Below are 23,297 nucleotides of genomic sequence, written 5' to 3'. Positions count from 1 at the left end.
TGGATGATGCTTCTGGTTTTCTGGTTGTTCTGATAATAGTCAGGACTGCATATATGCACTTCACTTGTATTTGACAATACATGTTCTTCACAGCATACGCATTGTGTATGGTATTGCGATAGATTCTTTCTTTTAAATAATCATTAAGCGCATCCGGTGCCATTGTGCACATGGATGCGTTTTGCTATAAAAGAATCCTTATACAGCATGATCGCAGAATTCCTCCTGCAGCGACATCTATATTGCTGGAGGCACCTGCAATACCGTTATATCCTTCTTGCTATCCTTTTCTTCCTTTTTTTACTTGTCACACAAAGTATTTTGCGCTTTGCTCTCAGCAACGAATCAAATTCTGATATACTGAAATACAGATTATACCTGCGATGAAGAGCATTACTGCTTTTGATCTGTTTATTATTTTATTTAAAAGGAGTCCTGTCCCTTGTCTTTTCCAACGGCATCCTCTTCTGCTACCAAAGCCAAAAAGCGGAATATCCCGCCTGCTGCCAATCAGACCATATTTGGCGTTCTGCTGGCCATTTCACTGGTTCACCTGTTCAATGATTCCATGCAGTCCGTGATTCCGGCTATCTTTCCGATTCTGAAAGAGACGATGAATCTCAACTATACGCAGATTGGCTGGATTGCGTTTACGATTAATTTTACTGCTTCCATTATGCAGCCGTTTATCGGTCTGTTCTCGGATAAACGGCCTACCCCGGCACTGCTGCCGATCGGTATGGCTTTTACTTTTACCGGTATGCTGCTGCTCGCACTCGCCGGTTCCTATACCGCTGTACTGATCGCTGTTGTTTTTGTCGGTTTGGGATCTGCTACTTTTCATCCAGAAGGTTCCAAGGTCTCTCATCTGGCTTCCGGTGATCGCCGCGGCCTGGCCCAGTCTATTTTTCAGGTCGGTGGTAATGCCGGGCAATCGCTCGCTCCGCTGCTGACAACGCTGATCTTTGTACCTTATGGACAATTCGGAGCGATTGGATTCACCGGCGTAGCTGCTCTCGGTATTCTGGTACAGCTGCTGATTGCCCGCTGGTATGGAGGCGCTTTGAAAAATGAGAACCTGCACAAAAAGCGCCAGACTGCCGAGAAGATTCGTCCGGAGCTACGCAGCCGGATCGCTTTTGCGATGGTGATTCTGATCCTGCTCGTATTCGTACGCTCGTGGTATGTCTCTTCGATCGGAAGCTATTACAGCTTTAACCTGATCGAGCAGTTCGGGTTGGGCGTAGGTGATGCCCAGTTGTATGTGTTTCTGTTCCTGGCTGCCGGAGCTGTCGGTACCTTTTTCGGTGGTCCACTGGCGGATCGTTTTGGCAAACGGAATCTGATCTTCCTGTCCATGGCCGGCGCAGTGCCGCTCGCCTTGCTACTGCCTTATGCCAATCTGCTATGGACCGGTATTTTGTTAGCGATTATCGGATTTATTATCACTTCCAGCTTTTCTGTCACTGTCGTCTATGCACAGATGCTGGTGCCCGGCCGGATCGGCACTGTATCCGGTCTGATCACCGGATTGGCTTTTGGATTAGGTGGTGTCGGTGCGCTTGTGCTGGGCAGCTGGATCGATTCGATCGGAATTTCGCCGGTTATGCAGCTGTGCAGCTTCCTTCCATTACTAGGTGCCCTGACGTTCTTGCTGCCTTCGGACCGCAAACTCAATGAATGGACAAATGGAGCTTCAGCATAACCGAGCCCTGATATACAGGATTTTTTATTTTGCTCCCGTTCTCAAATTAGAGAAGCACTTCTGCCGACGTATACTAATGCTGGATATGAATATTCATCACAGCTGAATAAGATTTAACGCAAAAAAACACCTGTCCAATGGACAGGCGTTTTTTGTTTGTTATTTATCAGATCTAACCGAACGATGCTTAGTTTCCGGCAGAAGCGGATGCTCCGGAAGCACTGCTGTTCGCGATATAACCGTTGCTCATTGCTTTTACTTTGGCTTGTTGTACAAAGTACTGCATCAGTGTCAGTTCGGCTTTGGCCTGTGCTGCATCTACCTGATACTGGTGTTTTTCCATATCGTACTTGGTAGTTACGCCAGCATTATAGCGGATCTGCATGTTCACGCCATCGACGTTGGCATCCTGTGCCAGACGCTGGGAAGTCTGAACATCCTTGAAGGCTGTGTCCATATCCTGCAGATTGGTTTGAATCGCTTTGGCATATGTTACTTTACCTTGTTCCAGCTGCTGCTCGGCAATCTGTCTTGTAGCTTTCAGCGCCTGCTCGTCAAAGCTGTTACCGGTAATTTTTTTGTCTTCGTCTGTACGCGCTTTGGCTACACTGTTACCCAGAGACTGGATCTGGTAGGATTTGCCTAGCAGTGTATCCGCGTCTACTTTAGGAGCTGGCTCCAATGTTACTTTGATAGGCTCCAGTGGCAGATTCGGATCGTACACGATACCCAGATCATAACACAGGGTTGCTAGTGTTTTCTGGTACGTATCCTTGAGAGTTGTCAGGTTATCCTGCTCTGTTTTGAGTGCACGGTCGGCAGTATCGATATCTTCCTGCGTACCGGAACCAAGAGATTGCAGAGTCTGTGCACGCTGCAGATCACGAGTCAGTACCTGGATATGCTCCTGGGACAAAGAGATTTGTTTCTGGTAAGACAGAAGCTGTACATATTGACCGGTCATTGCCAGTCTTGTACCTTCCTTGGCTTCATCTACCTGCAGCTGTGTGTTCAGCTTCTGGGTATCCAGATCGCGCAGATTGTCTTCCAGTGTCTGGCCAGTCTGGGAACCCTGGGACAGTTCTACTTCATTACTGCCTTTTTTCGGTGTATATGTCAGACCCGGAGAAGCGTTGGTATAGTCGACATAGTCGATACCAAGGCTGGCATTTTGTTGATCCAGTACTTTATATTTGAGCTGCAGAAGTTCCAGATTGTAAGAGTCATTGATCGCCAGATCAATCACTTTCTCCAGATTCAGGCTGTCTACTTTTTTCGGCTCTCTTACACCGGAGATTTGAGACTTGGCTTGTTCTGTTACTGTAGCGTCTGCTGTTGGTGTTGTTCCATTCGTTGTAGTGGTTGTTGTTGCCGTTGTGCTATCTGCTGCGTGTACAAGTACCGCCGGCTGCGCTGCTGCAAGCAGCATTGCAAACACAGAAGCACCTACCATTCCTTTTTTCATATCCGAATAACCTTCTTTCCTATATTTCATCAAATAATATAACTGACCGAGTAGAAAAATCAAAAACATTTAGTATTCCTAATAAAATTAATTTAGCATTCCTAACGAAATAAATCAACCATAATCGTTAGAAATGAGGTAAACTTTTAAAAGGCCCACCTCTTAGTATAACCCACTTTGGCGGATGAGACTACACCAAACAGCTTGGTATTCACTACTATCCGCTCTGCCTTCTTTCTCCATTCCAGGCGCTGCCGTTTCTCTACATTCCAAAAAGCAGGATTCTGCTTTATACCCAGAATCCCGCATAAATGATACCTGTGATACACTTCCCTGTTCAGACTACCACTGCCATTCGATCAGTAAAACCGCAACAGCTACAAGGAGCACCGCTGCGATCAGTAATTGCATCCGTTCACGTAATATGGGCGGCTTTACAGCCAGGTACTGAGGTTGCTCCTCGCCATCATGCTGTCTGTTCCGATCTTCATCCGGTCTCATGCGCAACACCATTCCTTCCATATTTTGTATCTCGATTATACAACAAACTGACCTTCGGTCACACAATATTCACAATATTCGTCTCTTTTTCTTTCATTAAAAATGCACAACCGCTGCAAAAGAACTCCAGCGCATTTCTTCCTATATAGAAGTGCTTTTAGTTTAACATCGGTTTGAGGTCTTATTTTTGATAGCTGGAATCTACATCCCGGGATTGAGTACATAAAAAACGACCGTTGTTACAATTGACAAGTAGTGTGGATTGATTCTATAATTCACCCATGAACTAGAGAGTACAAAAAAAACTGGGGAGTTTAGAGGAGGATACTGAAATTATGAAGAAGAGCTGGCCAATGGCCTTTACAGCACTTCTGCTGGCAGTCAGCCTGACTGCTTGTTCAACTGAAAATGCTGCAGTGGAACCGGCAAGCAGTACCGTTCAGGTTGCCACTGTTAAGCAGGAATCACTGGATGCTGTTTATGATCTATCCGGCACCCTCGCTGCTTATGATGAGACGCCTGTTTCCTTTCAGATTAATGGAACAGTCTCTTCGGTAAATGGTGATGTCGGTGACCGTGTCAATAAGGGATCTGTCATGGCACAACTGGATACGGCAGATATTCAGCTTGAAGTTGAAAATGCCAATCAATCTGTTGCTGCTGCACAGGCTGCACTCTCAAGTGCCCGTGCTTCCATGACCAATGCCAGAGCCGGTCAGCAGGCGGCTGCTGCAGGCGTCGCTTCTGCACAGGCCCAGGTTGAAAGTGCCCGTGCCAGTGAACAGGGCGTATTGTCCGGCAAACGTCCACAGGAAAAAGCACAGGCTCAAAATGCGGTAACCAAAGCACAAACCGCTTATGATCAGGCCAAAACGGCCGCTACCCGCGCACAGACCCTTTTCGATAACGGGCTGTTAACCCAGCAGGAGAACGAGCAGGCGCAGACGACTCTTGCCAACGCAAGTGAAAGCCTCAAAGATGCCCAGGAACAACTTTCCCTTATTCTCGAAGGTGCAAGTCAGTCAGACCGTGCTTCTGCCGCTGCTGCTGTCAAACAGGCTCAGGTAGGTATTGAAAATGCACAAGCCAGCGTTGCACAGGCCAATGCTGCTGTAGAACAGGCTCAGGCAGGTGTCGAACAATCCCAGGCCAGCTATGATCAGGCAGTCATTGCGCTTAATACAGCCAAACTCAAACTGTCCCGCGCCAATCTCAAAGCTCCTGCTTCCGGTGTGATTCTGACCAAGCAGATCTCGGAAGGACAAACCGTAAGTGCCGGTACCGAAGTATTCAGTATTGGCGAAATCAACCGCCTCAAAGTACTGCTGCCGATCCCGGACAGCGAGATTGCCCAATGGAAAATCGGACAGCAGGTCAGCATTAGTCTGTACGATGAAGTCCGTACCGGCAAAGTCGCCAAACTGTATCCGCAAACCAACGAAAATACAGGCTCGATCAATGTTGAGGTAGCCATTAGCAACCCCAACGCAGACTGGAAACCCGGTCAGGTCGTAAGTGCTTCCCGTCAGGCTTCTTCCAAACAGGGTATTCTGCTGCCTGTAGAAGCGGTAATCAGCTCCGGCAGTGATCCGTATGTATTCAAGGAAGTAAAGGGCAAAGCTGTTAAAACAACCGTCAAACTCGGCAATCTCTACAATAACCGCTATGAAATCACCGGCGGGCTGAAAGTAGGCGATAAAGTCGTTACCCGCGGTTCAGACCGTCTCTTTGATGGAGATGATCTGACAGTGAGCCAGGCACAGGACAACAAAGCTGCTGCTCCGGCAGCTTCCAACAATGCGAACAGCGGGGCCAAAGCTAATGATTAATTACTTTGTCCGCAAACGTAAAATCACTTTACTCTTCTTCGTTATGCTCATTCTGTTCGGTGTCACGCAGTTGTCCCAGATGCCGAAGCAGCTTATGCCGGATATCGTGGTCAAAACGGCTCTTGTTACCACTACATACGCTGGTGCAACACCGGAATTGATGGAACAGACCGTTACGGAAGTGCTGGAGCAGAAGATCAAAGAGGTCACCAATCTCAAAACGATCTCCTCCACCTCGGGAAACGGAATCTCGACGATTACCGTTCAAGCCGAGGATGATGCAAATGCCAAAGATACATGGAATGAGCTGCGCCGCAAAGTCGAAGATGCGCAGGCAGAATTGCCGACCGATGCCGATACACCGGTCGTCAATGATAACCTGACATCCACCTTTGTCCAGTCCTTTGCTATCTACGGCAAAACCAAAGAAGATATCTACGGTCTCAGCGATCTGATGAATACATGGCGTGATCAGCTCCGGTCCGTACCGGGCATCACCAGTGTCGAGATCCAGGGTATTCCGGATCAGCAGGTGCGTATCGATCTCGATATGGCCAAGCTGCAGCAGTACAATATCTCGTGGGAAACGATCCGGCAAGCGATTCAATCCGAGAATAACCGGGTCCCTACAGGTAATCTCACTTATGAGAACCGTTCTTATCAGCTGACGGTTGATAAGGCAACCGACTATAACACGCTCAAGGATATTGTTGTCTTCCAGACGGAAGCAGGTATCCCTGTCTATCTCAAAGATGTAGCCGATGTTCAGCTGCTCAAAGAGACTGAATCCTATCTCAGCTACTACAATGGCGTACCTTCGATTTCACTGGATATCAGCAGCCAGACTGGCTCTGACGTACCTACCATGAATGAACGCCTCACCGAGAAAATGGATTCTCTTAAAAAGACACTTCCGGCCAATGTCAAAATCGTCTCTCTGTTCGCGCAGAATGACGAGGTCGAACGAATCTTCGGTGGATTGATCAAGGAAATGCTGATCGCTATCGCAGCCGTTATCCTGATCTGTACGCTCGGGATGAATCTGCTGACTGCCGGCTTCGTTGCGCTGGCGATTCCGGTATCGATTGCGCTCGGACTGATCTTCCTGCCGGGTCTGGGCATTACGCTCAATCAGATTACGATTGTCGGTCTGATTATCGTGCTCGGGATTCTGGTCGATGACGCGGTCGTCGTCAACGATAATATTGAGCGAAGGCTGTCCACCTTGGGTGAGAATCCAACAGACGCCTCGATCAAGGGAACCAAGGAAGTTGCTATTTCGATTATTACCGCTACACTGGCGACGATCTCGGCCTTCCTGCCGCTGATGGTACTGCAGGGTGATATGGGTGCCTTTATCCGTCCGATCCCGACAGTAATCTCGCTGTGTATGCTGGCGTCGATGATCATGTCCCTGACGATTATCCCAATCTTCCGTCAATGGTATGAAGAACGTCAGATCGAACGCGGCAAACGCCACATCGACAAACCAGCCGGTCTGCTCGGACGGCAAATCCAGGCAGTCAGCAACGGTTACGCACACCGCCTGATGCCAAAAGTATTAAAACGTCCGCTGCTGATTGGTCTGATCGGTCTGGTCGTCAGTACATTTGCGTATGGTCTGGCCGCGTTCACTCCGGTGGAGCTGTTCCCGACCTCCGAAGATCCACAGATCACGATCAACGTGAATCTGCCTTCCGGCACATCGCTGCAGGAAACCGATCGGGTCGTACAAAGTATGGCGGCTTGGATCAAAAAGCAGCCTGAAGTTGAAAATATGGCATATGCTTCCGGTGGCGCCGCTCCGCAGCTGTTCACCAACCTGAGTGGACTGGGAGGCAGCAGTGCCAATGCCGGACAGATTCTGGTCACCGGTAAACATGGCATGAATATCAGCCAGACGACCGACCAGTGGGCAGATGCACTCAAAAAAGACTATCCGGGTATCCAGACTTCCGTTAGCGGAACCGATCTTGGTGTCTCGGTAGGTAAACCGGTATCGATCCGCATACTGGGTGATGATCTGGAAGAAATCCGCAGTCTGACGGACCAGATCAAACAGATTATCGGTGATACTCCAGGTACGTATGGCATTACCGATACGATGGGTATCGACAACTATGCACTGGACTTCGTTGTTAACAAACAGGCGATGGACCGCTACAAAGTGACCTACAGCAATCTGACGCAGACTCTCCTGATGATGGGCAGCGGTATGAGTGTCGGTGACTTTGATAACGGTGAAGATCTGGTGGATATGAAAGTCTACATGAAGGGTTCCACCTCTTCCAGCCCGTCTGCACTGCTGCAACAGGTCAATGTGACCAACTCGGCAGGCGCACAGATTCCACTGTCCCAGATCGTCAGCATGAAACCAACATTCTCGATCCAGCAGATTGATCGTTATGATCTGCAGCGCGTGAATACGATTGAAGCAGACGTTAACGGACGCACGGCGACCGAAGTCATGCAGGAGATCCAGCCGAAGCTGCAGCAGATGAATTTCCCGGAAGGTTACACATGGGAAATCGGCGGTGAAACGTCCAACCAGGCCGATACATTCGGTGACCTGGGTAAACTGTTCGTCGTTGCAGTATTCCTGATCTTTATTCTGATCGTGATCCAGTTCTACTCCCTGTCGATTCCGCTCATTATTATGACTACTGTCTATCTGGCCGCAGCCGGTGGTATTCTCGGCTTGTTCCTGACACGTACACCGATCGGTTTTATGTCGGTGATGGGGATTATCGCCCTCGCGGGTATCGTCGTCCGGAACGGTATCGTACTGATTGAATTTATCGAAGATGCCAGACATGAAGGCATGGAACTGAAAGAAGCGATTATCCAGGCGGCTTCCGCCCGTTTCCGTCCGATCCTGCTGACTTCCCTGACTGCGATTGTCGGTATGATCCCGATCGCTACCGTCGGCGAGCTGCTGTTCCGCCCGCTCGGGGTCGTTATTATCTTCGGTCTGATCTTCTCCACCATTCTGACATTGTTCGTAGTTCCATCCCTCTACATGGTTGTCGCACGTTCCAAAGACAAGCGGCAGGCACGTAAAATGGAACGAAAACAACGCAGAGCAGAGAAACTAAAAGCTGCTCCAAAAGTATAATTACTGATAGACAGATACGATCTCAAATAGTAAATGGCAGAGCCAGGTATGTTGGTACCGACTCTGCCAGAGCGAAAACGGACTGCTATAGCAAGGGTCCGTTTTCGACATTTTACAGGCTTATTATCTACGGAAGGAGAAGCGCCCTTGAAAAGCAAAGAAGAAGATATTATCGAGGCGGCGGTTCGACTTTTTTCCGAAAAAGGATACACGGCAACATCGGTTGACGAAATTGCCAAAGAAAGCGGAATGGCCAAAGCTTCATTTTACAAATTTTTTCAGAGCAAGGAAGATGTACTGATTGCGACGGTGAAAATGCACTCGCAGACGGTAGAAGAGCATATTTTCAGCTTTTATGCCAAATCGGATGAAGAGCCGCAGCAGAAAATATCCAGCTTTATTCAGGTTCATCTGAAAAGTACACTCGAAAGCAAAATTCATTCGGTCATGATGTCTATTCATGATAAAAGTATCCTGCAAAATGAAAAGCTGCTAGAAGAATGTCTGCTACTGGAATATCGGCTAAATCAATGGAGTACAGACTGTCTCGTCGATATTTATGGCGATCAGGTAAAGCCGTATGTATATGATATTATCTTCCTGATCCGCGGGCTGCTCATGCAATACATGTTCCTGCCGATAATCGGGATCAAGTCCAATCTGGATCAGTCCGAGATATCCGACTACCTCGCCAAAATGGTAGATGGAATGGCCAAAAATATGTTTGATCATGGCTACAAACCGATCTGGGATTGTAACGAATTGCAGCTTGGCAATCAACATGTCCAAGACAGTCCGGTATTCAAGGGGATCATGATTCATGAACTGATGTTCAGTCTGAAGCGTAGTCTGCACCATCTGAATATACCGGATCTGGAAAAAGAAGAAATCTGGCAGGTTCTGTCTACACTGGAACAGGAAATCGCAGATCCGCATCGCCGCTTTGGCATGATCAAAGCTATGCTGCAATTCCTGGAACAGCAGCCGGTATTCGTCGACAATTGTACACGATTGAAAAAAATACTGGCTGTATAAACCCGCTTCGAACAGAAGAGTATGCAAAAAAGCTGTATTCCCGTTGGAGGAATACAGCTTTTTTTGTGCATCTGCTATATACTGCAGCATTACCGGCCTATGTAATGTAAAGCATGTACAACAGGCAGACCGGATAATAACTATGATCAGTATTTGTCCGAACGGTCTTCCTGCAGACGGGCACGCATCTGGGCAATTGTACGCTCCAGGCTGACAATCGCCTCGGTCACTACGCTCTTGTCCACGCCATTCTCCAGCGCCTGGGCTCTGGCAAAGGCACGTTCCTTTTCTTCATGGACACGCTCTTTCTCAGCCATCACGCGTTCTTTTTCATATGTCTGACGACGCTGCAGCTCATTATATTTATCGAGCAGATCCGTAATAATTTTGTAGAAACGCTCATAGTCGAGAATGACATCATCCAGGAAAAAGTCTACATCTTCCTGTGAGTAGCCTCTCATTTTAGTAGTAAAATCCTTTTCGTGAATTGTAAGTGCATCAAACTTGATTCCCAGCTGCTTGAATAACCGCTTCTGATCCTCCAGCTTCCGCTGATAGTTCTCATCAACAGCCATATCCACCATTCCCCTCATTCTTGTTTGGACAGGTTGCTTGTCCAGACTTTTCTGCTTATAAATGTACCATAAACGATGCATTTGGGGAAATATTCGTACCGATCCAATCCGCTTCGCTGCCGGGGTGGTCTTCGATCTTTTGCTATTTTATTCATTTTTCTTTTCTTTGTTTCCGATCTGCGGCACAATAAAAGCAAAATGTAGACCCAACTTTTTGTTGTAGACCTCAACTGGAGTGTGAATATAATCATGTTTTTGAAAAAACAAGTGATACGGCGCGGACAGCATGTCTACACCTATTATCGACTGGTCGAATCGTATCGCGATACCGATGGCAAAGTGCGGCATCAAACGATCCGTTACCTGGGACGATTAGATGATGAAGCAGCAGCGGCTGTTCGCAGACAATTACGAGAAGGCTCGCTGGACTATGGCCCAATCGATTCTCCTCAAACGATAGTATCCCATTCAGAGCCTCATCCTCACCGTCCGCCAGCTGTGCCAGGCAGCCTCCCTCTTCTGTGGAGACCTGTTTCGTTTACAACTATCCGTTTTGATACGCCTGCTAAATCTGAATGGATGGTTGCTGATCGAGATACCCTGCTCATGATTGGCAAGGGCAGCGCACGAGTGACGATTCGGGGACATGCTGCAGATATGGATGCACAGCAGATTCTTTTTTGTCCGGAAGGTGCAGGTTTTCATATTGGTAACGCCGGACATGAACCTTTGGAGTTATTTCATCTGGTATTACAGGAGATTCCCACCGATGCAGACTACCCGCTTGCCACGACAACATCTGCTAAGCTGGCAGCATGGCCCTCTTTTTTGCCTGCCGGAGGAAAAGGCGATTGGAGCGAATCCGCAGTCATTTTACATATCCAATCTCCTGCAGAAATCCGCCGATTATGTGGGGAATTGAATACTTATGACGAGCATAGTGTACATCAGCCATTACAAATGCTCCGTTTTTATCGCAATTTTTATGAGCTGCTGCATTTGTTATGTATGGAAACCGAAGGTACTGTCCAAAATGATCATCTGACTTTTGAACAAATGATTCAGTATGTTCAGACGCATTATCGCGAGAATCTGCGGCGCGATGAACTGGCGCGTCAGATGGGAGTAACTCCAGAGCATTTTTCACGTCTGTTTCGCAGTTACAAAGGATGCTCTTTCAGTACCTATTTATCCAGGGTAAGGCTGAATCAGGCAAGACTGGATTTTCAGTTGTCACAGACGAGTACAGATATGATAGCCCGGCGATGCGGATACAGCGATGTGCATTATTTTAGCCGCAAATTCAAGCAGCAGTTCGGTCTGCCTCCCAGTCAATACAGAACGTCACTTAAGCAGTATGCTGCCTGTGATATCCCGCTAACATCCATGTTATTGTATCTGGGGATCAAGCCAGCCGCAGGTTATCTCAATCTAAATATGCTTCGCCTCTGGCAGGAGCATTTCTGGCCGCTGTCCAGTGCCGAAGCAGGCGGCTCATCAAGTGAAGCGCAAGAGACAAAGCCTTATTTACAGCTATCCGATCTGGAGAATCTGCCTACTCCCTCTTCAGAATGGATTCAAACGATCCAGCCTGACCTCTTGTTCGCTTATGAAGACCATCCGAATATAGAGCAGCTGAATGAATACGTACCCGTTCAGCAACTTGCGCTTGAGCACTATAACTGGCGGGAACAGTGGCTCTGGCTTGCCGAACGTGTACAACGTCAGCATCAAGCCCAGGCATGGCTGCAGAGCTGGGATACCCGACTGGAAGTAGCCAGACAGGACATACAATCCTGGCTGTCCAGACGCGAAACGGTAGGCATCTATAAAATTGTAGCTGAAAAAGTATATGTATATGGTAATCTGCGCAGTATGGGCGGTCCGCTGATCTACGATGGATTGGGCTGTGAAGCGCCAGAATCTGTTCAACAGCAGATTATTCGTAAGGGACTGTTAAATATAGAAGTACCTCTTCCTCAGCTCGATCATTATGCTGCCGATCATATGATCGTGATTCATTATCCGGTTGAGCATCAGAATCGCGAGCTCAGGCAGACTTCCCCTTCTGTAATGAACTCATCCTGGTGGAATCAGCTACCTGCTGTACAAGCTGGAAAAGTGTATATGATGGACCCGCATATTTTTTATGGATTTGATCCTTTTTCCCAGGAACTGCAGCTAGATAGGTGGCTGCAATGTCTGGCATCATATTTGCCATAAGAATTGATCATTATTGTCCATAGACGTACTTACAGCTGATTGATATGATTCTATTTGATAATCATTATCAATTAGCAAATTGGAGGAATGGACAATGAATAAACGGCTGCTTACTAAGCCAGCCTGTATGATAGCGATGATGATAGTGACTTGTCTGCTGCTCGCTGCCTGCGGACAATCTACTGCCCCAACAGCTTCATCCAGTACAGCAACGAAAACGGAAACAGGTGCGGATTCCAGTACAAACACCGCAGCTGATCGTACAATCGATACGGCAAAAGGCAAAATTACGATTCCTGCTCATCCACAGCGTATTGTATCGACGTATTATCATGGTACATTGATCGCTCTGGGTCTAAAACCGGTTGCTGCCAACAAAGAGTGGTGGATGGGCAGCCCATTTTTAAAAGAACAAGAGCAGGGTATAGAAGATATTGGCACGCCAACCTCAATAGAGAAAGTCGTTTCGCTCAATCCCGATTTGATCGTTATTAACGATTTTGACGTTAAATCCTATGATCAATTCAGCCAGATTGCACCGACGCTTTATGTTCCTTATACCGCGTACAATAGTCCCAAAGAAGAAATTCAGATGTTCGGTAAATTACTTGGACGCGAACAGCAAGCCCAAGCATGGCTGACCGAATATGATGAAGCAGCCCGTGCTGGCCGGGAAAAGATCAAAAACGTCGTTAAACCTGGCGAAACTGCTGTGCTGGTCAATGTACGTGAAAAGGATATTTCTATTCTTGGCGACAATTATGGACGTGGTGGATATGCACTGTATGACGGCTTGCAGCTCAAACCGCTCGACAATGTAAAAAAAGAAGTCATCGACAGCGGCAAACAAATTTTGAAAATCCAAATGGAGAATCTGCCCGAGTACCTCAACGCTGATCATATTTTCATTTGTTTTAATGATGGAACTACAGACGCTCAAAAAAATGCAGTATTAAGCAGCGCCATCTGGAACAGTCTTCCTGCTGTCAAAAGCGGTCAGGTATACGATCTGCCGTATGATACATTCTCTTATTACGATCCCAAGTCTATTGTCGGACAAATCGGACTGCTGGCAGATATGATCGTAGACAAAAACAAGACCAAGTAATCCACTTATCACAAAAGGCTACCTCCATATAGCAGGTAGCCTTTTTTTATTTACAACGTCGCATAAAGCGAACTGAACGTCTCCCCGACTATCCAGCTATCCTTTTTGATTCGGCTGATTTTATACATGTAAACGAAAAACATGAGCAATAGGTGCCTGGGTTTCAGTCTGCGCAGGAATAGGCAAATGAACCTGTATCCCTTCTGCCGTCTGCTGAAAATCGATTGTTTCCACCACATTTTCTCCCAGCAGATCAATGGAATGCACTGTTCCTTGATAAGGAATAAGATGAGTCGCCGGAATACTCGCATGTTCGTCTCTATACAGATGAGTGGCATACACTTTGTGTTCAGACTGCTTTGCTGTAAAAGCCCAATTCCCTGTATACGCAGGTTCACAGCTACGCGTACTATAGACCGCTTCTCCATATACGTTGAGCCATGCACCAAGTCCTTTGATACGATGAATAGCTCCTTCCGGCAAGCGTCCGTCTGGCTGCGGACCTACATTAAGTGCCAGATTGCCCCCTTTGGCAACGATCTCCATTAGCAGATGCACCAGTTCACGAACGGACTTGTACTGGTCCTCATAGCGGAACGAAAAGGAAGTGCCCATGGTCACGCAGCTTTCCCATGGAATCGACATGGGATGCTCCGGCACGGTCTGCTCGGGCGTTACAATATTCTCGTACGCACCGCCGACTGTACGATCTGCTGCCAGCAGCCATGGTTGATGCTGTCTTGCCCGATCTACCACTTCGCCTAGACGAATATCCTGTCCTCTTTTGCCGGGACGTACCCACCCTGCATCGAGCCAGAGTACATCGATGCGTCCATACGCAGTAAGCAGCTCTGTAATCTGATCATGTGTAAACTGCACAAATTGTTCCCAAAGCCATGGATACGCATTCGGATCATACGTTGGCCCACGCCAGCTATGCTGCCCACGCTCCATCCCATCTGCCCAGTAATAGGGAGTATGCCAATCTGCTTTGGAAAAGTAAGCCGAGATCGCCAACCCGCGTGCACGAAAAGCATCAAACAGATTGCCAACAATATCGGCATACTTGTGACGGTGAAACGGCGTGTCTTTGCCTGTAATCCGGTAATCGGTCGTATGCGTATCCCACATACAAAAGCCGTCATGATGCTTGGTCGTAAAGTTCAGATAGCGAAATCCGCCTTCACTCGCCAGATCTGCCCATACGTCCGGCTGAAACCGGATCGGGTTAAAGGTCTTGTTCAAGTCAAAATATTCACGTTTGAACTCCTGAGGATCATCCTGCCAGTCAATTCCATCGCGTGACCAGTCTCCATCCTCGTCACTGAGCGCCCAGGATTCGACAACGCCCAGCTGCGAGTAAGGACCCCAGTGCATCATCAGGCCCAGCTTCTGATCCTTAAACCACTCCAGACGTTCCAGCAGAACCGGATCTTCCGGCTTTATCCATGATTCTTCGCTGCTGTAGTTGTGAACCCCATCCTGTACTACGGCAGGCTGCTGGTCATCGGGTATATTCGATTCTGTATCCTTGATTGGTTGATCGTTCATGGTATATCGCCTCCGTGGAATGATCATTGTGAGCAGGCTGTACGTATGTGGTGCATTACTGTGTGATGTGTCATTGTGCTGTGTTGAGTGTTTTTCTTTGTGGCAGTAGTTGTTGGTTGGGATGATGAAGTTGGTTGGGATGATGAAAGTTCAGCCGCTGCGAAAAGGGATTGGGACACGTCCTCCGGTGGACCCTGAGAATCCGTGAAGGGAGAGAAGGTTGATTCTCAGGGTCCAAAGTCGTCCTTTGTCCCAATTCCCTTTTCTACGCTGGGCGGATGTTGTTACTTCATTTCCATATATACGTGTTCAGCGGCATTTTGAGTAGTAGCATGTTTGGGAAAAGTTTATGATCAATTTCGTTAATGTTATACTCTGAATTCATTGTTTAGAGTTAATTTTTTAATTTATTTAATGTTTTAAAAGCGGACTTGGGAATTTTCTCTATCTTCTGAGCGTATGAATGACTTACTTGTCCAGCAATCCTTTTTGCATGGCGGTGTAGACAAGATGGGAAAACAGGCTGTTCGACCAGGCAAACCAGGGACGGGTAAATGTAGCAGGATCGTCAGCATGGAAGCCTTCGTGCATATAGCCGGTATCGGCATCGGTGGCTTCCAGCATATCGATCATGGCGAGCATTTCTTCGTCGGTACTGGCTGTCAGACCCTGCATGGATAGTCCCATATGCCAGATATAATCTGGTGGGGTATGAGGGCTGCCCATTCCGCGTGCGGCTTTGCCTTCAAAATAAAATGGATTTTCCGTACTAAGAATAAAACGCCGGGTCTGCAAATACATCGGATCATCTACTGCACAGTAGCTCAGATACGGCATGGACAACAGGCTCGGTGTACCGGCATCATCCATCAGGCAGTAGTTGCCGAATCCGTCTGTCTCATAAGCGTAGATCCGGCCATATTGTGGGTGATGATAAATACCGTACAACTCGATGCCATGCTGCACCTCTTCTTCCATCTGCGCCAGCTCTGCAGCAAATTCCAGATCGCGGTATACAAAACGTACCATCTCCTGCATCTGGCGCAGACAGACCACTGCAAACATATTGGACGGAATATTATAATGAAGCTCGCAGGCATCATCGCTTGGACGGAAACCCGACCAGATCATGCCTGTATAGTTGACCGGCATCCCTTTACCCTGGTTACGAATCGTATCAATCGACGGACAATTGCGCCGGGTAAAACGGTAAGGTGATTCTTCCATATGATGCTGCTCGGTACGCCATAATTCATAGATGCTGCGCAGTCCCTGCTTGAATCCACTATCGAAAATGTCGGATTTGCCGCTGGCTTTCCAATAATGATAGGCCAGCCGGACGGTAAAGCACAGCGAATCCAGTTCAAACTTGCGCTCCCAGACCCACGGCCCCATCTCCGTCTCATCTGCCGGGTCCCAGTGCCAGTCATTGGCTGTCTCATTGAATGCATTGGCATACGGATCTATAGACAGATAGAACATATGGCGGCGAATCAAACCGCGAATAATACGCTGCAGCTCTTCATCTTCCCCACAGATCGGTACGTAATGCATCAACTGTTCCACCGAATCGCGAAGCCAGAGTGCAGGAATATCGCCGGTAATGACAAAGGTCGTATCATCATCCAGCAGCTTGGTTGTCGTCTCCAGCGTATTGGGAAAACAATTCTTGAACTGTTCGGCCAGCCGCGGTCGATGAGCCAGACGTTCCTCGGCTTCCTGAAGCACCTTTTTCACGGCAGGCGGCAGAGACATTGGGGGCATATGAATATTGGCCATGGATTGAGTCATGATATACTACCTCTCTTCCATTTCAGCGTTTTGATCTCATAAGGTCTAAATGTCAGGGACAATGTACCATCTATCGGCGACAGGACTTCGCGCTCATCTTCTAGCAGATTGGTTAGTATCCATTCTCCTTCTGCAGCAGGCTGCTGGAAGGTTAACGCGCCAGAATGGATCATTGCTTTACCGCGGCTGCCGGAGGATTCGTACAAGCGGAAAATAGTACCGTCTCCGTCCTCGGCTGGTTTGATGGTATCTAGAATAATATGTCCGCCTTCATAATCCAGCAGCGAAATTCCTGTATACTGCTGTTCGTTTTCCCTATCGTTCGAAGTATACGAGGAGCTAGCTTGAACTTCTGCTTGAGCATTTTCTTGCACTGCAGCAGGTTGCTCGGCCCATTCCGTTGATATGCTGTAACGATTGACTATCCGGTACGGTGCAGGCTGATTCAGCTCCATCGCTGCACGAACCACATGCGCTTCGCGCCAATTGCCGCTATGCGGAAGCAGGGAATAAGTGAATTCATGATAACCCTGATCTGCCTCTGCATCCGGCCACTTGGGTGCGCGCAGCAGGGACAGGCGCATATGTCCGTTTTTGATATCGTAGCCGTATTTGCAGTCATTCATCAGGCTGACTCCATAATTACCCTCGGAGATATCCGCCCAGCGATGTCCACACACCTCAAATTGAGCCTGTTCCCAGGAGGTATTGCTGCTCATCGTCCGTTCCAGTGCGCCAAACGGAATCTCGTAGGTCGCCGAGGCTGCCACCAGATCCACAGGGAAGTTAACTTTGAGCAGCTTATGGCTTTCCCGCCACTGGACCTGTGTTTTGAAATCTATTCTTGGATGATCGGCGTATAGATATAGATCCTGCGTAATCTCCGACTGTCCGATCTGCCAGCTGAATCGCAAAATATCGCCGGTGCGGCCACGCATGATCACCCGGGAGAATAGCAGCTGTGCCTTACCCGCCGACTGCCGGGCAAACTGCGGATCAATATCCCAGGCATCCCAGAGCGTCGGACGATCGTGATAATACCCAAAAGCATTACCCGTATGCCCACTCTGAATCAGTTCACGATCATGGCGCAGATCATAGAGGGAACTGATCTCCCCTCGTTCATTAAAGGCGATCCGGTAAAATGGCGTCTCCCAGACCGGAGGAACTGCAGCGCCCAATACGATATCCTCCGGACCGGTCACATCATCCTCATGCTCGTATTCGCCTGCCACCTCGATATGAACTGCATGGGCTGCTTCTATAACCTCTTCGTGCTGCGGACGAAGCCATACTACCCGGCAGCCAAATGCCGGAATAGACGGTACATACACTCGGAGCAGATAACTCGCTGCCGCAGTCCCTGCAGCTTTGGCTGAGGCTACGTGTTCTTCGGCTGCCCCCGGATCGGAACCGGAAAACGGCTGATTCACAGTTGAATAGAGCGGCACCAGACCAGGCAGACGCTTGCGGGCGGCAGTAAATCGCAGAACCGGCTCCGATGTATTCTCCGAAGACGATGCTGCCATTTCCCGAGGCACCAGATCGCTCGGCAAACGCTGTCCAGCCTGATCATAGACTGCTATGCCCTGCAGCTCCAGGCCTCCCTCCAGTTCGATCCATTCACCGCGTTCCCAGCCCAGACTGTTGAACACGACGCAGGCTGTACCTTTACCGGACAGATTTAACGCATCAATCCACAGATCAAGTGCCTGATCCAGCGCTTTCTGACCGATTCGCATAATCTCTTCGTACTCCACATCCGACGTACGATAGACTTCGGTAATAGCCGAGCCGGGCACGATATCATGAAATTGATTCAGCATAATACCGGTCCAGCCCTCGCGGAACCGTTCAGCTGTAATGATCGGTCCAGCCGCTTCACGGCTACCATTCCAGATCAGCGGACTGACCGAGTAATCGGCTGCATCTATCGTATTTGCAGAAAGGCTGGAAGTCTCCGCAGATACATCTGCGGTATCGGATGCAACTGACGTCGCAAGGGAACGCGATGGTACTGCTTGTTCATTTTCTCCTGTAGTACTGGTCTGCGCTGGCAGGCTGGAGCGATTCAGCCGAATAGCCGCAAGCCGCTCCCATATTTCTGCTTCCCGGTATAGTGCTTCGGCTTTGCGGTTATATCGCTTGTTCCGTGCCTGGGTCGTGTAGGTTCCACGGTGCAGTTCCAGATACAGATCTCCATGCCATGTCGGCAGCTCGTCTGCCTGTTCGGAAGTATGGTCAAAAAATTCCTTTGCTGTTCCAAAAGCTGCCTGCGGCTGACCGATCATCATCTCTGCGTGCTGCACATATTCCACCATATCCAGAGTGACACCTCCTCCGCCATCACCGTGACCGTATAGCAGCATCTGCTCGGGGTGAATATTTTTCTGACGGTAGGATTGCCAGTGTTCATCAATATCCTTGACACTGGTCGACTCATTCACCCCATGATTCAGGTAGGACAATACCGGCGTACCGTCAATCCCCACCCACTGGAACAGGTCATACGGGAAAATATTCGTATCATTCCAGTTGAGCTTGGTTGTCATAAAATAGTCGATGCCTGCCTGGCGCAGCAGCTGGGGCAGGGATGCCGCATAACCGAACGTATCCGGCAGCCATTCGATCGTCGAGATTACACCGAATTCCTCCCGGTAAAATCGCTGTCCGTACAGCAGCTGACGGGCCAGGGATTCGCCGCTTGGAATATTCAGATCCGGCTCTACCCACATACCACCGACCAGTTCCCAGCGTCCTTCGGCGATATAGGCTTTTACTTTGGCATACAGATCCGGATAATGATCCTTCACATAGGCAAACAGCTGCGGCTGGCTCTGGGTATAAATAAATTCCGGGTATTGCTCCAGCAGCGTACACATAGTGGAGAAAGTGCGGCTGGTTTTGCGCACGGTCTCCCGAATTGGCCACAGCCAGGCGATATCGATATGCGATTGGCCGACCATAATCATACGTCCATTATTCTCCTGCGATGGAGCATGCTGTCCGATCTGCTCACGCAGCAATTGTTCCAGCTGACTCCACGGCTCTTCCATTTGCCAGGAATCTTCTGGCAGCTCATAGGCGGCATCCATGCATTGTTCCAGCGCCTCCGTCATATGTAATCGGCGCAGCTCTCCCTCCGGCAGACGGCGAACCGAGTCGATCAGCAGTCGCAGACTGTAGATCAGACTGCGTAATCCGGCATTTACACTAACCAGGCTGGCAGTGAATCCGGTAAGCGGTATTACCTTTTCCGGTTGCCCGTTCAGAGGGTCATGTGGCTCGGGAATCGGATCATACAGTTCAATCTCCAGCTGCAGCGTCTGACCGGCATGTTCAGGGCGAAAAGGAACAAAAGTATGATTGCGGTCCAGCCCATGATAGAACTCTCCATTCACTCGCAGCAGTCCTTCACCGCCGCCTGCGCTGAACAACAGTCCAGCCGGATGCTCTGCCCAGGATGCAGGCAGCAATACCTGGGCTTCCAATAAATAAGTAATCCCGTGCTTTCCCTGCAGCGTCATATTACTTTGACGACGGGGTGACAATGTCTCATAACGTCCAGCTGTAATATAACGTGCCTCTTCGATCGTCCAGTCGGTCAGTTCTATTTGTTCCAGCCATTGTCGTTCGGCAAGATGCTTCACAAATCGTTCCATACGATGCATAGTGGGCCTCCTTGGGCAAAACCGCGTATAGTGTGCTGATGGTAGTATAGTGACTTGCAGGGAAAAGACGGCATGGTCATCCTATTTTATTCCTAGTGTGGAGTGGTCTATTTTAAATACTTTATTCATTAATAGTGGTCTGCTTGATGTTGGCTCCTCGTGCTTTTTCATAGAAAACAGCTAAGGTAGTAGATCTAGCTGTAAAATATGCCGGGTGAACCTTATTCGTTACTTTGCAGCCATAACGGTCAGAACGGCAGACTTGCCTGTTGCAGAGCTACTACCCACCTGAATTCGGAACTCTCCAGGCTCAACGACCCTGTGCAGCTGCGCGGTGACTAGTTCCAGATGCTCGGGTGTCAGGGTAAAGGTGACCTCGCTGCTTTCGCCCGGCTCCAGCCATATTTTATAGAATCCTTTTAACTCTTTATCCGGACGGGTTACGGAGGATACCAGGTCGGTCAGATACAACTGAGCGACTTCCCACCCTGCCCGGCTGCCGGTATTGGTAATCTGCACGGTAACCGTTGCCGATTGATCGGGATGGATCAATGCCGGGGAGACCACAGGATCACTATAGGCAAAAGTCGTATAGCTCAGTCCATGCCCAAATGGATACGCAGGCTGCAGATCCATTTCCAGATATCGCTTGCCCCGTGTGCGCTTGCCATTGTAATAGATCGGTAGCTGTCCTACATGACGGGGAACCGAGATGGTCAATCGTCCGGAAGGATTCACCTCTCCATACAAAATCTCGGCCAGCGCATGTCCGCCTTCCTGTCCGGGATACCAGGCTTCGATAATGGCATCTGCATGCTCATCGATCCACGGCTCTGCGACCGGCCGACCGTTGATATAGATAACGATCAGCTTTTTGCCCAGGGCATGCACCGCCTGACACAGTTTTAGCTGTACGCCGGTCAGATTGATATCTACCCGGTCAATACCTTCGCCGCTCTCCATATCGCTCGCTCCAGAGTTGTGTACCAGAGATTGACCGGTACGCAGATCGACGGTGCCTTCGCCAAAGTCCCTTGCACTCGAGCCTCCGAGCACCATGACTACCGTATCTGCCTGCCCCGCTACTTCCAGTGCGTATTCAAACCCTTCCTCCGATTCATCCCGAATGCGGCAGCCTGGCGCATAGAGCAGCTGATCATCCAGCCCCTTGGCTGCCAGATACTGGCGAATGCCTTCCAGAACAGTGATAACTTTGCCTTCCGGTTGCGGCGAAGTATAGTCTCCCAGCTGGTTATACGGCGTGTTGCCATTGGGACCGATAACTGCAATTTTACCAGCTGTCTCGACGTGAATTGGAAGCGTATTCTCTTTATTTTGGAGCAAAATAATGCCTTGACGGGCGACTTCCCTTGCCAGCTGGATATGCTCTTGCGAATGAATCAGCTGCTCCGCCCGGTCAGGATCTACATAAGGACGATCAAACAACCCCAGTCTGAACTTGATCTCCAGCAGACGCTTCACCGCCTGATCCAGATATGCTTCATCCGCGATTCCCTGCTCCAGTGCAGGATTCAGATATCGGCTGAACATGGAACCGGACATTTCCAGGTCAATGCCTGCCTTCAGTGCGAGGGCTGTTGCCTGCTCGCCACTTTCTACAATATTGTAGCCGTGTACCAGCATATTCATGGCGCTGGCATCCGTGATCACGAATCCATCAAATCCCCACTGTGTGCGCAGCACCTCTTCCAGCAAATACTCACTTGATGTGCATGGCACACCATCAATTTCGTTATAGGCGGTCATTACAGAAACGGCTCCCGCCTCTACGGCCTTGCGAAAAGGAACCAGATCCACCTCGTGCAGTTCCTTCATTCCCATATGTACAGGCGCTGCATTGCGTCCACCTTCCGAAGCGCCATAGCCCACAAAATGCTTGAGTGTCGCAATCACACTATCCGGCGCATCCAGTCCCCGTCCCTGCAGTCCTCTCACAGCAGCTGCAGCCAGTTCGCCGGCCAGATAAGGATCTTCGCCATACGTTTCTTCCGTACGTCCCCAGCGCGGATCGCGTACGATATCGAGCACCGGTGAATAGGTGGCTACTCCGCCCTGACTGCGCGTCTCGATTGCCACCGCATGGCACATCTCTTCATATAGCTCGGTATTCCATGTGCTTGCAGCCAGCAGCGGCACCGGATAGACGGTAGCGCCAATTGCCATATGCCCATGTGAGCATTCTTCGCCAAACATCAGCGGAATGCCCAGCCGGGATTGCTCGATTGCGTACTTTTGAATCGTATTCAGTGCAGCTGCTCCTTCGCGCGGAGACAACCCGGTCTCCAGCGTGACTTCGGTCCATGGATCGGCACGCAGCGCAGCATATAATGCACCTACATGACCTTCCCGGATTTGCTGTCTGAATTCTTCGGTTAATGTAATCGTACCGTCGGGATTGCGTTCAAACGTCTGCCAGCCGAATATTTGTACCAGCTGTCCGACTTTCTCCTCCCTGGTCATTCGTGATAACAAATCCTGTACTCTTTCCTGCAGCGAATACGTTGCATCTTGATAGATCATGATGGCAATCACCCTTTACCCTTTTGTTGAGAGAATGGTTGACGTACATTTTCTGTGTCAGCTTTTAGCAAAGAATGTCTAATTTATTGGAGTATTGGCAATGGTGTTGTGTTAGTACTTCTGCTTTAAAGAGGGGATACCTGTCTAAAAATGATTAAAAATTTTACTTTATGCCATAAAAAATTAT

Annotated in this window: 13 protein-coding genes; 6 read left to right on the top strand and 7 right to left on the bottom strand. The window is 49.0% G+C overall.

Going from position 1 to position 23,297, the window contains the following annotated elements:
• Nucleotides 1-442: 442 nt before the first annotated feature.
• Nucleotides 443-1,705: an MFS transporter gene (locus AR543_RS07995; RefSeq protein ID WP_060533355.1), complete on the top strand. Its 1,263-nt coding sequence runs from the start codon at nt 443-445 to the stop codon at nt 1,703-1,705.
• Between the two features lie 187 nt (nt 1,706-1,892).
• On the opposite strand, the gene AR543_RS07990 is transcribed toward AR543_RS07995, so the two are convergent.
• The gene (locus AR543_RS07990; RefSeq protein ID WP_158523946.1) at nt 1,893-3,170 is read right to left on the bottom strand and encodes a TolC family protein; all 1,278 of its coding nucleotides are present in this window, start codon (nt 3,168-3,170) and stop codon (nt 1,893-1,895) included.
• Nucleotides 3,171-3,512: 342 nt separating this feature from the next.
• A complete protein-coding gene (locus tag AR543_RS24245) occupies nt 3,513-3,671 on the bottom strand; it encodes a hypothetical protein (protein ID WP_158523945.1) in 159 nt (52 codons plus the stop codon).
• Nucleotides 3,672-4,006: 335 nt separating this feature from the next.
• Here AR543_RS24245 and AR543_RS07985 point away from each other — a divergent pair, with 335 nt between their 5' ends.
• From AR543_RS07985 to AR543_RS07975, 3 genes are all read left to right on the top strand, one after another.
• A complete protein-coding gene (locus tag AR543_RS07985) occupies nt 4,007-5,500 on the top strand; it encodes an efflux RND transporter periplasmic adaptor subunit (protein WP_060533351.1) in 1,494 nt (497 codons plus the stop codon).
• Nucleotides 5,493-8,615, top strand: a complete 3,123-nt coding sequence (locus AR543_RS07980) for an efflux RND transporter permease subunit (RefSeq protein WP_060533349.1) — start codon at nt 5,493-5,495, stop codon at nt 8,613-8,615. The genes AR543_RS07985 and AR543_RS07980 overlap by 8 nt, the downstream gene beginning before the upstream one ends.
• A gap of 147 nt (nt 8,616-8,762) precedes the next feature.
• Nucleotides 8,763-9,650: a TetR/AcrR family transcriptional regulator gene (locus AR543_RS07975; protein WP_060533347.1), complete on the top strand. Its 888-nt coding sequence runs from the start codon at nt 8,763-8,765 to the stop codon at nt 9,648-9,650.
• A 146-nt stretch (nt 9,651-9,796) separates the two neighbouring features.
• Here the strand turns inward: AR543_RS07975 and AR543_RS07970 are convergent, their stop codons facing one another.
• Nucleotides 9,797-10,225: a DivIVA domain-containing protein gene (locus AR543_RS07970; RefSeq protein ID WP_060533345.1), complete on the bottom strand. Its 429-nt coding sequence runs from the start codon at nt 10,223-10,225 to the stop codon at nt 9,797-9,799.
• 255 nt (nt 10,226-10,480) lie between these two features.
• Between AR543_RS07970 and AR543_RS07965 the strand changes: the two genes are divergently transcribed.
• Together AR543_RS07965 and AR543_RS07960 are read left to right on the top strand one after the other, a co-directional pair.
• The gene (locus AR543_RS07965) at nt 10,481-12,448 is read left to right on the top strand and encodes a helix-turn-helix domain-containing protein (RefSeq protein ID WP_158523944.1); all 1,968 of its coding nucleotides are present in this window, start codon (nt 10,481-10,483) and stop codon (nt 12,446-12,448) included.
• 94 nt (nt 12,449-12,542) lie between these two features.
• A complete protein-coding gene (locus AR543_RS07960) occupies nt 12,543-13,556 on the top strand; it encodes an ABC transporter substrate-binding protein (RefSeq protein WP_060533341.1) in 1,014 nt (337 codons plus the stop codon).
• Nucleotides 13,557-13,676: 120 nt separating this feature from the next.
• Here the strand turns inward: AR543_RS07960 and AR543_RS07955 are convergent, their stop codons facing one another.
• The 4 genes from AR543_RS07955 to AR543_RS07940 form a co-directional block, all read right to left on the bottom strand.
• On the bottom strand, nt 13,677-15,107 hold the full coding sequence (locus AR543_RS07955; protein WP_060533339.1) for an alpha-L-fucosidase: 1,431 nt from the start codon (nt 15,105-15,107) through the stop codon (nt 13,677-13,679).
• 468 nt (nt 15,108-15,575) lie between these two features.
• Nucleotides 15,576-16,898 (bottom strand): glycoside hydrolase family 125 protein, encoded by a 1,323-nt coding sequence (locus tag AR543_RS07950; RefSeq protein ID WP_060533337.1) that lies wholly within the window; start codon nt 16,896-16,898, stop codon nt 15,576-15,578.
• Entirely contained in the window at nt 16,895-20,569 is a 3,675-nt protein-coding gene (locus AR543_RS07945; RefSeq protein WP_060533335.1) for an alpha-mannosidase, read from the bottom strand. Before AR543_RS07945 ends, AR543_RS07950 begins: the two co-directional genes overlap by 4 nt.
• 228 nt (nt 20,570-20,797) lie before the next feature.
• A complete protein-coding gene (locus AR543_RS07940) occupies nt 20,798-23,110 on the bottom strand; it encodes a glycoside hydrolase family 3 N-terminal domain-containing protein (RefSeq protein ID WP_060533333.1) in 2,313 nt (770 codons plus the stop codon).
• Nucleotides 23,111-23,297: the final 187 nt, after the last annotated feature.

The organism is Paenibacillus bovis, assembly GCF_001421015.2.
GTDB lineage: Bacteria > Bacillota > Bacilli > Paenibacillales > Paenibacillaceae > Saccharibacillus > Saccharibacillus bovis.
This window is presented reverse-complemented; position numbering and strand designations above follow the sequence as displayed.

Excerpts from the sequence above, each read along its gene's own strand:
- AR543_RS07990 (WP_158523946.1), bottom strand. The coding sequence starts at position 3,170 with ATGAAAAAAGGAATGGTAGGTGCTTCTGTGTTTGCAATGCTGCTTGCA.
- AR543_RS24245 (WP_158523945.1), bottom strand. The coding sequence starts at position 3,671 with ATGAGACCGGATGAAGATCGGAACAGACAGCATGATGGCGAGGAGCAA.
- AR543_RS07985 (WP_060533351.1), top strand. The coding sequence starts at position 4,007 with ATGAAGAAGAGCTGGCCAATGGCCTTTACAGCACTTCTGCTGGCAGTC.
- AR543_RS07980 (WP_060533349.1), top strand. The coding sequence starts at position 5,493 with ATGATTAATTACTTTGTCCGCAAACGTAAAATCACTTTACTCTTCTTC.
- AR543_RS07970 (WP_060533345.1), bottom strand. The coding sequence starts at position 10,225 with ATGGCTGTTGATGAGAACTATCAGCGGAAGCTGGAGGATCAGAAGCGG.
- AR543_RS07960 (WP_060533341.1), top strand. The coding sequence starts at position 12,543 with ATGAATAAACGGCTGCTTACTAAGCCAGCCTGTATGATAGCGATGATG.
- AR543_RS07955 (WP_060533339.1), bottom strand. The coding sequence starts at position 15,107 with ATGAACGATCAACCAATCAAGGATACAGAATCGAATATACCCGATGAC.
- AR543_RS07950 (WP_060533337.1), bottom strand. The coding sequence starts at position 16,898 with ATGACTCAATCCATGGCCAATATTCATATGCCCCCAATGTCTCTGCCG.
- AR543_RS07945 (WP_060533335.1), bottom strand. The coding sequence starts at position 20,569 with ATGCATCGTATGGAACGATTTGTGAAGCATCTTGCCGAACGACAATGG.
- AR543_RS07940 (WP_060533333.1), bottom strand. The coding sequence starts at position 23,110 with ATGATCTATCAAGATGCAACGTATTCGCTGCAGGAAAGAGTACAGGAT.